This window comes from Aeribacillus sp. FSL K6-2848 (genome assembly GCF_038004325.1).
Taxonomy (GTDB): domain Bacteria; phylum Bacillota; class Bacilli; order Bacillales; family Aeribacillaceae; genus Aeribacillus; species Aeribacillus composti.
In genome coordinates, this window is record NZ_JBBOQQ010000001.1 from 2,223,930 (window position 1) to 2,237,940 (window position 14,011).

Consider the following 14,011-nt stretch of genomic DNA (forward strand, 5'->3'; position numbering starts at 1 on the left):
CTAAAGGCTATTGACAAGCAAAGTTTCATGGCATGCCGTCGTAATAGAGTTTTTTTCAGAGAATAGAAAGCTAAAAACGAAAAGCGCCTCGGTGTGTGACGTCATTTTCGCTGATGTTGCTGAATAAGCGGCTTTCGATATGGTTTCTTTCTTTTTGGAAGCGCTCTTTTTCTTGTTTTGATATTCTGCTTGTTTGGCACAAAAGAAGAATAACTTAAACATCTTTCTTCTGATATAATAAGTATAATAAGTTATATCCAACTTTTTTCAACTACACCACTACGATCACAAAGGAAGTGAAGGGAAATTGGAGGAATTTGTAGGATTTTGTATAAGGTGCAGCAAACCTATTCATTGTCTAAACGGTTTTTTGAATGGGGCTATTGACGAAAAAAATGGGTCGTTGTTTTGTTTTTCATGCTTAGAAGAGAATGAAAATTCGGATTTTTCTCATCAATCTCATTGAAAGCGCAAATAAATGGCATTTAGATTATGCATTTCAAACAACGTTTAGAAATGTGTCCGAATAATATGTCTGATCGAGACCAAGGGGTTTTCTTTCAGAATTTGCTCCTAAACCGCCAATGAAGCAAAATATCACTGTATTAGAGTGAAAAACCCCTATCCTCACTAAATCCGGATAGGGGTGATCATTTTTTATGCTTCCGTTTCCAGCCAGCTATCAGTGACTTCTCCTGCCTCCTCTTTATCTATGTAAAAGGAACCGTTGCTGTATCGATCAGTCACCTTCACATTGGAAAGAGGCACTATTTCCCTGATGCCTTTCTCCGTTTCCAATACCAAATTCTCATTTCCGTTGACGAGTAAGACGGCCGCTGTCCGATGCGGGTTTGTTTTCAGCTCTCTGTACAGCATTGATCCTCTTCTGGCTCGTTGTGTTCGTTCGATTTCCCCGATATTGATCATTTTCACAGCGCCTCTGTGCGTGACAATGGCGAGCTTTTGATCGTTAACATGTTTCTGAGCAAACACAAGTCCAGAAACGACTGCATCTCCTTCCTTTAATTGGATGCCTTTGACTCCTGCTGCACGGGAGCCGACAATATTCACTTCTTCTTCGTGAAATAAAAGACCGTATCCAAAACGGGTGGATAACAAAATCAATCCTGTTCCATCAGTTATATGAACCGCAACCACTTCATCGTCGTCTTTTAAATTGATCGCAACAAGCGGCTTGGAGTATCGCTGAGCTTTATATTGGCGAATTTCCGTTTTCTTCACCATGCCTTTTTTCGTAACAAACAAGAAAAATTTCTCGTCGTCAAAACTTTTTAAAGGAATTCCTTGTACAATCCGTTCATCTTGATCAATCGGAATGGTCCTTGAAATATGCTGTCCAATATCCTTCCAGCGAATATCCGGAAGCTCGTGAACAGGACAATATAAATAATTTCCTTTGTTTGTGAATAAGAGAAGAACATCTGTTGTGTTCATTTCATACTGGCATAGCAGTCGATCCGAATCCTTCATGCCGAAATCTTTTCCGTTTGATGCTGTATACGACCGCAAGCTCGTACGTTTCACATAGCCGTCTTTTGTCACAGTAACAATTGTATCCTCGCTTGCGATGAGGGATTCCATATTGATAGTTATGGATTCAATTTCCGCCTCAATCTTCGTCCGCCGCTCATCGGCAAATGTTTTTTTCAATTGTTTTAATTCGGATTGAATGACTTTGGAAAGCTTTTTTTCATCCTCCAAAATGCTTGTTAACCCCTTGATTTTTTTCTCAAGCTCTTCTTCTTCCGCTTTCAACGCTGTAATATCAGTGTTTGTCAGACGGTACAGCTGCAACGAGACAATCGCCTCTGCCTGCGGCTCAGTAAATGCAAATTCACTAATTAAATTATCTTTCGCATCCCGTTTATCTTTTGAAGCACGAATAACAGCGATCACTTCATCCAAGATGGATAGAGCTTTGATTAATCCCTTTACGACATGCTCCCTTTCTTGAGCTTTTTGGAGCTCAAAAGTCGATCGGTTAATCACGACTTCCTTTCGGTGTTCGATGTAGGCATCCAACAATTCAGGCAGGCTTAATAATTTCGGATGCCGACGGTGAATTGCAACCATATTAAAGTTATATGGAACTTGCAAATCTGTGTTTTTATATAAGTAATTTAAAACTCCTTCAGCATCGGCATCTTTTTTCAGTTCGATGACGATGCGAAGACCTGTCCGGTCCGTTTCATCGCGCACCTCGGCGATTCCGTCCACTTTTCTTTCGTACTTAAGGTCATCTATTTTTTTAACTAAATTTGCTTTATTGACCTCATACGGAATTTCTGTAATGACAATTTGCTCTTTTCCGCCTCTGATTTTTTCAATTTCCGCTTTACCGCGAACAACAATTTTTCCTTTTCCTGTTTTATATGCTTTTTTAATCTCGTCGATTCCTTGAATGATTCCTCCAGTCGGGAAATCAGGGCCTTTTAACACTTCCATTAATTCCTCAACTGTGCAATCCGGATGATTCATTCGCATAATCACAGCATCAATGACTTCGCCAAGATTGTGCGGAGGAATATCAGTTGCATAGCCGGCCGAAATCCCTGTTGAACCATTGACAAGCAAGTTTGGGAACATCGCGGGGAGAACGACGGGTTCTTTCGTTGTGTCATCAAAATTCGGTACAAACTCGACTGTATTTTTCTCAATATCTTTTAAAAGCTCGGAAGCAAGTTTGGACAGCCGTGCTTCCGTATAACGCATGGCGGCAGGAGGATCGCCGTCAAGGCTTCCGTTGTTTCCGTGCATTTCCACTAAAACATTGCGAACCTTCCACTCCTGGCTCATCCGAACCATCGCTTCATATACAGAAGAATCTCCATGCGGATGGAAGTTCCCGATAACATTCCCGACTGTTTTGGCCGCTTTTCGAAATCCTTTATCATGCGTATTTCCGTCCATCAGCATCGCGTATAAAATTCTCCGCTGCACCGGCTTCAGCCCGTCGCGAACATCCGGAAGCGCGCGGTCTTGAATAATGTATTTGCTGTACCGTCCAAAACGGTCGCCCAGCACATCTTCAAGGGGTAAATCGACATAACGTTGTTGAGCTTCCATGCTGCTCCTCCTCTAGCACATTGTTTTAAATTTCGAACATGTTGTCATTTTCGTCAATACCAAAAGACACATTTTTTTCGATCCATTGTCGACGCGGTTCAACCTTGTCACCCATTAAGGTTGTCACTCTTCTTTCCGCTCTTGCTGCATCATCAATCCGGACGCGGATGAGAGTGCGTGTTTCAGGATTCATCGTCGTCTCCCATAGCTGCGGCGCATTCATTTCTCCAAGCCCTTTGTATCGTTGGATTGTGTAGCCTTTGCCGACCTTCTTAATGGCAGCGGACAGCTCCTTCTCATTCCATGCGTATTCGATGACTTCGGATTTGCCGCTGCCTTTGCTTACTTTATATAAAGGCGGAAGCGCAATATAGACTTTCCCTGCCTGAATGAGCGGCTTCATATATCGATAGAAGAAAGTCAATAAAAGCACTTGGATGTGGGCGCCATCCGTATCAGCATCCGTCATAATGATCACTTTGTCGTAGTTGCAATCTTCAATGTTAAAATCAGCACCGACGCCAGCTCCGATTGCATGAATAATTGTATTGATTTCTTCGTTTTTAAAAATATCCTGCAGCTTCGCCTTCTCCGTATTGATCACTTTTCCGCGCAGAGGCAGAACAGCCTGAAATCTTCTATCCCGACCTTGTTTCGCTGATCCTCCCGCAGAATCCCCCTCCACAAGAAACAATTCATTTTTCTTTGGATTCCGTGATTGAGCAGGCGTAAGCTTTCCGCTTAAAGACATTTCAGATTTTTTTCGTTTTTTTCCTGATCTTGCTTCTTCGCGCGCTTTTCTTGCCGCCTCTCTTGCTTCTTGCGCTTTTATCGCCTTTTTAATCAGGAGGGTGCTGATCTCCGCATTCTCTTCTAAAAAATAAGATAATTTTTCCGAAATGACTGTGTCAACAGCAGATCTCGCCTCTGTTGTACCGAGTTTTCCTTTCGTTTGCCCTTCAAACTGCAAAAGTCCTTCAGGGATTCGGACGGAGATAATTGCCGATAGCCCTTCACGAATATCTGTTCCTTCCAAGTTTTTGTCTTTCTCTTTTAATAAACCGGTCTTTCGTGCGTATTCATTAAACACTCTTGTCATGGCAGTTTTGGCGCCTGCTTCATGTGTGCCGCCGTCTTTTGTTCTCACATGGTTGACAAACGACAAAATGTTTTCGCTGTAGCCGTCATTAAATTGGAAAGAAAATTCGACTTCAATTCCTTGCTGCTCACCTTCGAAAAAGACAACAGGATGAAGAGTTTCTTTTCCTTCATTTAAATATGCGACAAATGATTCGATCCCATTTTCATAACAATAAGATTCTTGAACATTGTTCCGTTCATCAATCAAATCAATTGTTAATCCTTTTAGGAGGAATGCAGACTCCCGCAATCGTTCACTCAATATGTCAAATTGAAAAGTCGTAGTGCTGAAGATGAGAGGATCTGGTTTAAAATGGACTGTCGTACCGGTTTCTTTTGTTTCTCCTATCTTTTCTAATGTCGTAACGGGTTTCCCGCCCTTTTCGAACCTTTGCTTGTAAATAAATCCGTCCCGTTTAATCGTCACTTCAAGCCACTCAGATAAAGCATTGACGACTGAAGCGCCTACTCCGTGCAAGCCGCCGCTTGTTTTGTAACCGCCTTGCCCGAATTTTCCTCCTGCATGAAGTACGGTTAAAATTACTTCCGGAGTCGGCTTACCAAGCTTATGCATGCCAGTCGGCATTCCTCTTCCTTTATCAGCAACAGAAATGCTTTCATCTTTATGTATTTTGACAATGATATGGTCTCCGAAGCCTGCTAATGCTTCATCTACAGAATTGTCAACAATTTCATATACAAGATGATGCAATCCTCTAGCATCCGTGCTGCCGATATACATCCCCGGCCGTTTCCTTACTGCTTCCAATCCTTCCAATACTTGAATCGCATCGTCATTGTATTCCATTATCTTTGCTTTTCCCACAAACAAATAACTCCTTTCAAAAAACAAGAACAGATGTTTGTAAACTGTATTTTACATGGTTTCCCTGCGTTTGGCAATCTTACACGGCAACGTATATTATTGTATTACTCAAATGTTGTATGTTTCAAACCTTTCTTCAAAAAAAGAACCCATCAAGATGATGGGGGAAACATTTGTTATTTTGTTAACGCATGCGCTACTTTTATACACATATCCATGATAACGGGATAACCTTTTTCTTTTAATAATTGATATGCTTCCTCGTTAACGCAGCCTAATTGAGCCCAAAAAACATCGGCATCAATTTCTAAAAATTCTTTCGCAACATCTAATAAATGCTCGGAACGTCTAAAAACGTTTACAATATCCACATGGCCTTCAATTTCTTTTAAGGATGAGACCGCTTTGACACCCAAGGCTTCATCGATCATTGGATTGACAGGAATAATCTCATACCCCGCATTTTGCATCGCTTGTGAAACTTGGTAAGATTCTCTTTCAGGATTGTTGGACAAGCCGACAACAGCGATTCGTTTGCTTTTTTTTAAAATATCACGGATTTCGTCCAGACTTGGATTTTGCATGAAAATTTGTTCACTCCTTCCAATGTTTCTTTTATTATAACTGTAAAAGCGTCGAACACCAAAGTTTTAAAATGGCTTTTATCAACAAAATATAGTCCTGATCGAATCAATTGTGTACAATAATAATAGAATCATGAATATAAAGGAGTTTCATTATGTCTTTTCTATTAATCTTAGTCCTTATCTTAGCTTATTTAATTGGTTCCATCCCCTTTGGACTTATCGTTGGCAAAATTGGATACGGCATTGATATTCGTGAACATGGAAGCGGAAATTTAGGTGCAACCAACACTTTTCGAGTGCTTGGAAAAAAAGCCGGGCTGTTTGTTACGGTTGCAGACATTTTAAAAGGAACTCTCGCAGCTAGCCTCCCCGTATTGCTTAGTGGCGACCTTCACCAAGCATGGACGCTCATTGCAGGAATGGTGGCTGCTGTAGGACATATGTATCCAATTTTCGCAGGCTTTCGGGGCGGAAAAGCCGTGGCGACAAGCGGAGGGGTGCTGCTTTTTTATAGCCCATTACTCTTTTTATCTATGCTTGCTGTATTTTTTCTTGTTTTATATGTATCAAAATATGTTTCTTTATCCTCTATGGTTACAGCACTGTATACGTTAGTTTATACCATTTTTACCGGTGATGCGGCTTTAATGATCATTGTCGCGATCCTCGCAATCTTTGTTTTCTATCGGCACAGAGCCAATATTAAAAGGATCTTAAATAAAACAGAGCCAAAAGTGAAATGGCTGTAAAATAGAAAGGAGCGGGAACTCATCTTCTCGCTCCTTGTTTTAATTGTGATAGTTTGATAAACACATCCATCAACGTTTTATAGCCTGATTCAACAAACATTTTTACATATTCACACCAGATCGCGGCTGTCATTTTTGCATCTTCTAAGGCGTGATGACGCTTTTGGACCGGGATGGAAAAAAACCGGCAGCATTCATCTAAACTTACGGCAATTTGTTCTCGCTGAACGAGCTGGAACAGCATGGCTGTATCCACAATCCGATGTTTAAATGGAATGCGGAAATGCTCCTTATTAGCTTCTGTAAGAAAATTTTTTTCATGATTGGCATGATGGGCGACAAGCGTCCGATTTTCTGCAAATTGATAGAAACGAATCAATACTTCCGATATAGGGGGAGCAGCTCTTACGTCTTCTTCAACAATTCCTGTCAATTTTTTTACATCAACGGGAATTTCCCCTTCATACTGAACAAAAGAGTAAAATGTATGCTTTTCTTCAATCTGCATGCCGTGAACTTTAACTGCTCCAATCGAAAGAATTTGATCCCCTTTTTCCGGAAAAAAACCTGTTGTTTCCAAATCAAGCACAACAACGTCCAGCTCCTGAAGAGGAGTTGACAAGCTTTCCTCCCGCTTTAAGTCTTGTTCCATTTTCCGCAAAAACGCTGCATGCTGAAGATTCGTTTCAAGACCTGTAAATGCTGAAGATTGCATTTTCCCCTGAAATTGCTTCATCAAGTGAAAAAAAGATGGAAGTTTCATGGATTAACGCCCTTTTCAATGATGGATTTCGTTTCATTCATCAATTTTTTTCCGCCTAAAATGATTTTTTTTAGCCTTCCTTTTTCTTCTTTTGATAAATCCTTTAAAGAGAGGTAATGAACTTCATCATATGTGTTCGCTTTTAATGAATTTTTAAAATGAATCGTTACTAATTCTTGAAAATATGTGTGATATGGAGATAATACATGACGAAAATACCCCTGCTTCATCAGAAGCTGAAACCTCGAGAGCGTAGACGTATCCAACAATCGTTCTTTGATCGCCAATAAGCGGACAGAATTAATGTAAGGCAACAACCCGGCCTGTTTTAAATCAATAGCGCCTGAATGAGGACCGTATGTTTCAGGAAGCAGCTGATGAAAAATACCCACCCCTTTTTTGACATGCATTGTGTTGTTTAACAATCGACCGAGAAAATCAGGATTATATTGAATATATTGGAAAATCTGGTTTTTCAATCGATGAATCGATTCGGATTGTCCGATGATCATACGCGCATCAAAAAAGATTAATAAATAGCGGATAGAATCAAATGTTTCATCCTGGAGCCATTTATTGATCTGCTTGCTCCAGCTTTGTTCCGATCGGCACCATAAAGAAGTTGAACACATGACATTTCCTTCGCAGTAAGGATAACCGATGACGTTCAAGCCGAATGAAACTTCTTTTCCAAGCAACAAAAAGTAGTCGAGAGCTTCTTTCTCATTGGAATGAAAAATGAGTCCGTGGTCTTGATCGCTTATTTTCGCCTGCTCGCCTCTTCCGCCGCTTCCGACTAAAAACCAAGTAAATTCACAAGGCGCAGGGCCGTATTTCTTTTTTACAATCTCGAAAGAAAGATGGAAGGATTGTTTCATAACCTGATCGTGTATACTGTTTAATTCCGTCACTGTTTTCGCTTTTTGCAAATGGCTGTTGCGCCATTCCTTCAATTGTTTGTAAGGATTCCCCATGTGTATAAAAATCCCCTTTTTTATAAATAAGCGTACAGATGATACATCATCCATACGCTCTTGCGGTTAGCTTCCAAGCTTTTGTTCATTAGATTCAAATGCTTCCGGATACCCATAAACTCCGTGCTCGCTTAAGTCCAAACCGATCATTTCTTCTTCTTCTGTCACCCGCAAACCATTGAGCAATTTTTTCATCACAGCTAAGATGACGAATGAAACAACAAAGGCGTATAAACCTGAAGTAAACACTCCCAATGCTTGAATGCCGAGCTGCGTAAAGCCTCCGCCGTAAAACAATCCAGGGTTACCAATAGTTGCTAATTCAGGGGTTGCAAAAAATCCAGTTGATAAAGTGCCCCAAACACCAGCTACTCCGTGAACAGACAAACAATAAATCGGATCATCAATTTTAACTTTATCAAAAAACTTCATACTAAAATATACAAGAATTCCAGCTATTAGTCCGATTACGACAGCAGCCCATGTGTCGACAAATGCACAAGATGCGGTAATGGCGACCAATCCTGCAAGCGCTCCGTTTAACATTGTCGGTATATCAGCTTTTCCGCCAGCGATCCATGAAATGATCAAGGCGCTTACGGCTCCTGCTCCGGCAGCTAAATTCGTGTTCAAAGCAACAAATCCAAAAAATCCATCCTCAACTGTAATCGTGCTTCCTGCATTGAAACCGAACCAGCCAACCCATAAAATAAGTACGCCTAGAGCTGTATAAACTTGGTTATGTCCATAAATATTATTAACAGAACCATCTTTGTTATATTTACCGATCCGAGGCTTCAACAAGATCGTTGCAGCCAAAGCTGCCATTGCACCTGTCAAATGAACAACGGTAGAACCTGCAAAATCTTGTTTTCCATGTTCTGACAGCCATCCTCCGCCCCAAATCCAATGAGCAACAACTGGATAAACAAGTGCGGTAAACAATACAGAAAAAATTAAATAAACTGAAAGTTTCGCCCGTTCCGCAAATCCAGCAAAGGCAATGGCGAGAGAAACTCCGGCAAAGGCTAACTGGAATACAAAAAAGACGGATGTTGAAAGAGATAATCCATCTATTTCATATCCTGAATAAAAAAAGTCAGACATTCCTACAAAAAAGTTGCCGTTCTTCCCAAAAATAAATCCATAGCCGACTGCCCAGAAAACAATGGAGGCAATTCCGAATGTAAAAACAGTTTTTCCGGCAATATGTCCGGCATTTTTCATTCGTGTAGAACCCGCTTCGAGCAATATAAATCCTGCTTGCATAAAGATGACCAAAATAGCTCCCAGCATCACCCATAAACTGTTCATTAACGTTAATGAGTCCATAGCACAACCTCCCATGTAATTATTTCTTCTTAATTGTGTTATAAAAAATAACATAAGAAGTATATCTCTATTTTTACACCCGTTTTATTTTAATGTCAATTCATTTTCCATAATTTTTCGAAAAAGTATGTTAGGAAATCTAACATATAAACAAAATTAGACAATAGTTTATTTTTTCCGACAAAACGTTTATGATAGTAAAAACAGTATTTAAGGAGGGTTTTATGAGAAAGGTTTTCTTAATATTCGCAATTATTTGTTTGATGCTTTTTTCAGGATGCGGCAGCAAAGGTCAGGCGAATGAGCAAAACGCGGTAAAAAAAGAAAATGTGGATGATTCGCCACAATCTATACAAGCTGCTCCCAAAAAAGTGGAGCCGACCGAATCGCTCGTCACTGTTTCTGCAATAGGTGATGTTCTCATACATAGCCAGCTTTTTAAAGATGCGAGAACCGGGAGCGAATCATACAATTTTAAGCCAATGTTTGCAACAGTAAAACCTTTGCTCTCGAAAAGCGACTTAGCCATCGCCAACCAAGAATCGATCATTGGGGGAACAGAACTTGGAATCTCCAGTTATCCGTTGTTTAACAGCCCGTTCGAAGTGGCAGATGCGCTAAAAGATGCTGGCATTGATCTCGTCTCAACAGCAAACAATCATAGTTTAGATAAAGGAGAAAAAGGTATTTTAAATGCGATTCAGCATTATGAACAAATCGGGCTACCGTATGTAGGGAGCTTTAAAAACGAAGCGGACGCCAATACATGGAGAATTCAACAGGTCAACGGGGTGAAAATCGGCTTTCTTTCGTATACATATGGGACAAACGGTATTCCAGTTCCGAAAAATAAACCCTATTTAGTAAACCTTATAGATGAAGAAAAAATGAAAAGGGATTTAGACACACTAAATGGACAAGTTGATGTAACTATTGTTAACATGCACTGGGGAGAAGAATATCAATCCTTTCCAAGCGACGCTCAAAAAAAATGGGCACAGCTGCTAGTCGATCATGGAGCAGACATAATCATTGGTCACCATCCTCATGTATTGCAGCCGATCGAATGGCTGGAAGCAAAAAATGGAAACAAGAGTATCGTTGTGTATTCGTTAGGCAACTTCTTGTCTGGCCAAAAGGGAGATGGAAAAGACATCGGTGGGATTTTTTCGATTGATGTAATTAAGCGGACTGATGCTAACGGTACGACACTGACTTTGAAAAATCCGCGTTTACTCCCTACCTACGTGACCAAAAATAAAAATCATCATTATTATGTTGAATTGCTGGACCGAATCGACAAAAACGCCTATGAAAAAGTGATGAAGCATATGCATCAATGGTTGGAAACGAAAGAAGTGACGAACTCTATCCAGTAGAGTTTATTCATGGAAAGAAAGCTTTTCATGTAATATAATGTAAACAGGAAGCTGATATTAGGAGTGACAAAAATGAAACTGAATATTACCGATGATGCAGCAAAATGGTACAAGGAAGAATTGGAGTTAAACGAGGGAGATGCAGTCCGCTTCTTTGTCCGATATGGCGGATGCGGCCATGTGCAAAGCGGTTTTTCCCTTGGAATTGCAAAAGAAGCTCCAAATCAAATCGGAATAAAAGCCGAAAAACTAGGGGTCACATTTTATGTTGAACATGATGATTTATGGTATTTCGACAATCATGACGTGACCATTCAATTGGATGAAAAAATTCATGAACCTGTTGTTCGTCTTATAAATTAGCAAATCGATTAAAAGCATGCTATAGGTCGAAAAACAAGTCTTTGTCAAAGAGCTGTTCTAGTAGACGAAGCATGCTATAGTCAGTAAAAGAAACCCAACCGCAAATTTAATTTGCCGATTGGGTTTCTTGTTTCATCTCATCATTTTTTACTCAAATCTGACTTCCACATGATGCCCGTCAAATCTTTTATTTTTTCAGCAATTTAAATCTTCTTAAATGATCGGTTAGCTGATATTTTTGCAGGATTTCTACTTGTTTTTCCCCCAGCAGGTCAAAATGCGGAAAATCTTTATGATGATGGATCCACTCCATTTTCAAACCGTTCTTATTTCCCCATTCTATTAAATGCTTTATATTGCTGCATCCGACCTTTGTTACAGAATGATAATCCGGAAACCGTTCATCATACCAATAATGCGTTAAAAAGGCGATTTCCCCTTTCCGCACTTTTTTCTTCCACTCAGCAAGCTCCTCTTTCTTGATTCCAAAGGCCAATCTTTATCTCTCCTCTTTCATCGCTTTTACATATGCTTCGTGCCATTCAGGATATAATTTCTTAAATACAACTGGGCGAAACGTTTCTTTTTTTACGCAAACATGGCTGGAAAAACCTTTTGCTGCCAATTCGCCATGAGAATTAAAAATTTCGTATCCATATACTGTTTTAATTCCGTTATATTTCTCAATCCACGTATGTATTATTGCCTTTTCACCGTATGTAATCGGTTTTTTATATTCGATTTGAATATCCACGACAGGGGAAATTATTCCGTCTTTCTCCATCGCTGCATACGAAAAGCCAAGATCTTGGATCAGCTTCGTCCGTCCAACTTCCATCCATATAATATAATTGGCATGGTACACGACACCCATTTGATCGGTTTCCGCATAACGAACTTCTATTTCTTTTGATGAAACAAACATAAGCTTCTCTCCCTTGCAAAAAATGAAATCGATCGAAAAAGCCTGCATCAGCGTCTGTGATACAGGCTTTCTATTTTAGGCCTTTTCAACTTTCTTACTTAAATTTTTTTGCGGAGTCTGTTTTTTATTCAAGCCGGTCCAACAAAGTTTGTCCCATTGTTGGCCGTTCATCAAATGAATTTAGAAGACAAAAATTTTCAATGAACAATTTTATTATAACATTTCCATTTGCAATCGAAAACTAAAATGGAATTATCAACCTAAATTGAAAGCTAGGAGTTTCGTTCACGGGCTTCATCTTTAATTTCTTGTCGCATCGCCTCAATGCTTTCTTCTCTGCGGCGATTTTTTGCCTCAATCTGTTCACGCTCTCTGTCGTTGGCAAACTCTAATGTTTCTTCTGCTCTTTCGATGTTTTCAATCGTATTTTGTACCATTTCCTGCAATTTTTCAACATTGTCGGAACGGTCATCACGATTTGTTCGATTTTGCATCAAATATTCTCCTTTCTGGGAAAAATTGTTTTATCGCCATTTCAAATATAGTTTGTGCATTTGATGTTAAATTATGAAACGAACCTGTTTCCTCAATGAAAAGGAGAAAAATGATGGAACCATAATTATATTATGTAAATTAAAAGGCGGTGGACATATGTCCTACTCGCCTTTTGTCTGAATCACTTGAGGATGCTCATTCGTCTTATTTTGCATTTTTTTCCCTTTGTTTCCACCGAATCCTCTCGGTTTTGTTCCGATATGATTCGGATTAAAATGAGACTGGATATCATTTGAATTTGTCATCAAACAATCGCCTCCTGCTTTTATTGTTTACCAATAAAGCAGAAAACATGCTGTCAAACACGACTGTTTGCTATCAGCTCGATTTTTCCAATTGCCGTTTTTCCAGCCTTTTTTCAAGTCTTTCTTCAATTTCATTCAATGCTTCACGGTCTTTTAGCAAGTTTTGCTTATTTTCCAACACAAGCTGTTTAAACGAAATTTTCGTTTTTTTCATTTTTTATCCCTCACTTCTTTTCTCTGTTACTTTTATTGTACAAAATATTCCGACACTTTCCCGTTGAAAATTTGAATGTTTAATGACAATATAACCAATAATGCAAAATTTCATACGTTTCAAAAAAACTCTTCTTTTGCAAAAAGAAAAAATCGGCAAAGTCAGCCGATTCTTTTTGATTCCCGAAAGGAAATCAGCGTCTTTTTATTTCAGGTTTAGTTTTTCTTTTATCGTTTTTTCATTTAATTCTCCCACTACTTTATCTTGTATGACTCCATTTTCATCAAGAAAAAATGACGTCGGATATGTAAGAATTTTATATCCACTGTTCATTTTATTTTTTGGATCAAGTAATATCGGAAACGTAAATCCAGCCTGTTGAACAAAATTTTCAACATCTTTTGCACTTTTCTCACTGGCAGTAAAGTTAACCGCGACAATCGTTACTTCATCTTGATGCTTTTCATATATTTTTTGCATGATCGGCATTTCTTTTTTACATGGTGGACACCAAGTGGCCCAAAAGTTTAAAAGTACTTTTTTTCCATAAAAATCGGAAAGCGATTTCTTTTCTCCATCCAAAGTCGTCACTTCAAAATTCGGAGCTTTGTTTCCTATTTCTAAACCGACTGTTTCCTTCTGGGAATTGATCCATTGCCATACTGCAATCGCTGCTAATGCGATTAATAAAAAAACAGCAAGCTTTTGTTTCATAAACCATAACACCTCTGATTCAATACGATAGCATTTCGAAATGATGCCCAACTTCATCATATATTATTTTTGTAAAAAAAACAGTATTTCATATCAATTGTCTAATTTTAGCCAAAAAATAACGGGAACTATGAACAGTTCCCGCTTTTTTTCAATTA

General features: G+C 39.2%; 15 protein-coding genes. 3 read left to right on the forward strand and 12 right to left on the reverse strand.

The features are described from left to right. Positions 1-657: 657 nt before the first annotated feature. From parC to NSS70_RS10755, 3 genes are all read right to left on the reverse strand, one after another. A complete protein-coding gene (gene parC, locus NSS70_RS10745; protein ID WP_340881548.1) occupies positions 658-3,087 on the reverse strand; it encodes a DNA topoisomerase IV subunit A in 2,430 nt (809 codons plus the stop codon). Between the two features lie 25 nt (positions 3,088-3,112). Then, positions 3,113-5,035: a DNA topoisomerase IV subunit B gene (gene parE / locus NSS70_RS10750; protein ID WP_094246508.1), complete on the reverse strand. Its 1,923-nt coding sequence runs from the start codon at positions 5,033-5,035 to the stop codon at positions 3,113-3,115. A gap of 194 nt (positions 5,036-5,229) precedes the next feature. Continuing rightward, the gene (locus NSS70_RS10755; RefSeq protein ID WP_063387680.1) at positions 5,230-5,637 is read right to left on the reverse strand and encodes a CoA-binding protein; all 408 of its coding nucleotides are present in this window, start codon (positions 5,635-5,637) and stop codon (positions 5,230-5,232) included. A 155-nt stretch (positions 5,638-5,792) separates the two neighbouring features. On the opposite strand from NSS70_RS10755, the gene plsY reads away from it, so the two are divergent. After that, on the forward strand, positions 5,793-6,389 hold the full coding sequence (gene plsY, locus NSS70_RS10760; protein ID WP_340733788.1) for a glycerol-3-phosphate 1-O-acyltransferase PlsY: 597 nt from the start codon (positions 5,793-5,795) through the stop codon (positions 6,387-6,389). 19 nt (positions 6,390-6,408) lie between these two features. Here the strand turns inward: plsY and NSS70_RS10765 are convergent, their stop codons facing one another. From NSS70_RS10765 to NSS70_RS10775, 3 genes are all read right to left on the reverse strand, one after another. Beyond that, complete coding sequence (locus NSS70_RS10765) at positions 6,409-7,152, reverse strand: exonuclease domain-containing protein (protein ID WP_094245866.1); 744 nt, start codon at positions 7,150-7,152, stop codon at positions 6,409-6,411. Continuing rightward, positions 7,149-8,126: a DUF294 nucleotidyltransferase-like domain-containing protein gene (locus NSS70_RS10770; RefSeq protein ID WP_340881550.1), complete on the reverse strand. Its 978-nt coding sequence runs from the start codon at positions 8,124-8,126 to the stop codon at positions 7,149-7,151. The genes NSS70_RS10765 and NSS70_RS10770 overlap by 4 nt, the downstream gene beginning before the upstream one ends. A 66-nt stretch (positions 8,127-8,192) precedes the next feature. Beyond that, positions 8,193-9,458, reverse strand: coding sequence for an ammonium transporter (locus NSS70_RS10775; RefSeq protein WP_066248561.1), 1,266 nt, complete (start codon positions 9,456-9,458; stop codon positions 8,193-8,195). 224 nt (positions 9,459-9,682) lie between these two features. On the opposite strand from NSS70_RS10775, the gene NSS70_RS10780 reads away from it, so the two are divergent. Next, positions 9,683-10,837 carry a CapA family protein gene (locus tag NSS70_RS10780; protein ID WP_340881554.1) on the forward strand — a complete coding sequence of 385 codons (1,155 nt, stop codon included), beginning with the start codon at positions 9,683-9,685 and terminating at the stop codon, positions 10,835-10,837. Between the two features lie 72 nt (positions 10,838-10,909). Then, positions 10,910-11,200, forward strand: coding sequence for a HesB/YadR/YfhF family protein (locus NSS70_RS10785; protein WP_063387686.1), 291 nt, complete (start codon positions 10,910-10,912; stop codon positions 11,198-11,200). Positions 11,201-11,387: 187 nt separating this feature from the next. On the opposite strand, the gene NSS70_RS10790 is transcribed toward NSS70_RS10785, so the two are convergent. The 6 genes from NSS70_RS10790 to NSS70_RS10815 form a co-directional block, all read right to left on the reverse strand. Continuing rightward, a complete protein-coding gene (locus tag NSS70_RS10790) occupies positions 11,388-11,696 on the reverse strand; it encodes a hypothetical protein (protein ID WP_144598039.1) in 309 nt (102 codons plus the stop codon). A 3-nt stretch (positions 11,697-11,699) separates the two neighbouring features. Continuing rightward, on the reverse strand, positions 11,700-12,125 hold the full coding sequence (locus NSS70_RS10795; RefSeq protein ID WP_063387688.1) for an acyl-CoA thioesterase: 426 nt from the start codon (positions 12,123-12,125) through the stop codon (positions 11,700-11,702). 272 nt (positions 12,126-12,397) lie between these two features. After that, positions 12,398-12,619: a small acid-soluble spore protein Tlp gene (tlp, locus tag NSS70_RS10800; RefSeq protein ID WP_063387689.1), complete on the reverse strand. Its 222-nt coding sequence runs from the start codon at positions 12,617-12,619 to the stop codon at positions 12,398-12,400. Positions 12,620-12,781: 162 nt separating this feature from the next. Then, the gene (locus tag NSS70_RS10805) at positions 12,782-12,925 is read right to left on the reverse strand and encodes an acid-soluble spore protein N (protein WP_063387690.1); all 144 of its coding nucleotides are present in this window, start codon (positions 12,923-12,925) and stop codon (positions 12,782-12,784) included. Between the two features lie 73 nt (positions 12,926-12,998). Next, entirely contained in the window at positions 12,999-13,139 is a 141-nt protein-coding gene (locus tag NSS70_RS10810; protein WP_082829475.1) for an FbpB family small basic protein, read from the reverse strand. Positions 13,140-13,343: 204 nt separating this feature from the next. Then, positions 13,344-13,853, reverse strand: a complete 510-nt coding sequence (locus tag NSS70_RS10815) for a redoxin domain-containing protein (RefSeq protein ID WP_130156985.1) — start codon at positions 13,851-13,853, stop codon at positions 13,344-13,346. Positions 13,854-14,011 lie beyond the last annotated feature (158 nt).

Excerpts from the sequence above, each read along its gene's own strand:
- parC (WP_340881548.1), bottom strand. The coding sequence starts at position 3,087 with ATGGAAGCTCAACAACGTTATGTCGATTTACCCCTTGAAGATGTGCTG.
- parE (WP_094246508.1), bottom strand. The coding sequence starts at position 5,035 with ATGGAATACAATGACGATGCGATTCAAGTATTGGAAGGATTGGAAGCA.
- NSS70_RS10755 (WP_063387680.1), bottom strand. The coding sequence starts at position 5,637 with ATGCAAAATCCAAGTCTGGACGAAATCCGTGATATTTTAAAAAAAAGC.
- plsY (WP_340733788.1), top strand. The coding sequence starts at position 5,793 with ATGTCTTTTCTATTAATCTTAGTCCTTATCTTAGCTTATTTAATTGGT.
- NSS70_RS10765 (WP_094245866.1), bottom strand. The coding sequence starts at position 7,152 with ATGAAACTTCCATCTTTTTTTCACTTGATGAAGCAATTTCAGGGGAAA.
- NSS70_RS10770 (WP_340881550.1), bottom strand. The coding sequence starts at position 8,126 with ATGGGGAATCCTTACAAACAATTGAAGGAATGGCGCAACAGCCATTTG.
- NSS70_RS10775 (WP_066248561.1), bottom strand. The coding sequence starts at position 9,458 with ATGGACTCATTAACGTTAATGAACAGTTTATGGGTGATGCTGGGAGCT.
- NSS70_RS10780 (WP_340881554.1), top strand. The coding sequence starts at position 9,683 with ATGAGAAAGGTTTTCTTAATATTCGCAATTATTTGTTTGATGCTTTTT.
- NSS70_RS10785 (WP_063387686.1), top strand. The coding sequence starts at position 10,910 with ATGAAACTGAATATTACCGATGATGCAGCAAAATGGTACAAGGAAGAA.
- NSS70_RS10795 (WP_063387688.1), bottom strand. The coding sequence starts at position 12,125 with ATGTTTGTTTCATCAAAAGAAATAGAAGTTCGTTATGCGGAAACCGAT.
- tlp (WP_063387689.1), bottom strand. The coding sequence starts at position 12,619 with ATGCAAAATCGAACAAATCGTGATGACCGTTCCGACAATGTTGAAAAA.
- NSS70_RS10805 (WP_063387690.1), bottom strand. The coding sequence starts at position 12,925 with ATGACAAATTCAAATGATATCCAGTCTCATTTTAATCCGAATCATATC.
- NSS70_RS10810 (WP_082829475.1), bottom strand. The coding sequence starts at position 13,139 with ATGAAAAAAACGAAAATTTCGTTTAAACAGCTTGTGTTGGAAAATAAG.
- NSS70_RS10815 (WP_130156985.1), bottom strand. The coding sequence starts at position 13,853 with ATGAAACAAAAGCTTGCTGTTTTTTTATTAATCGCATTAGCAGCGATT.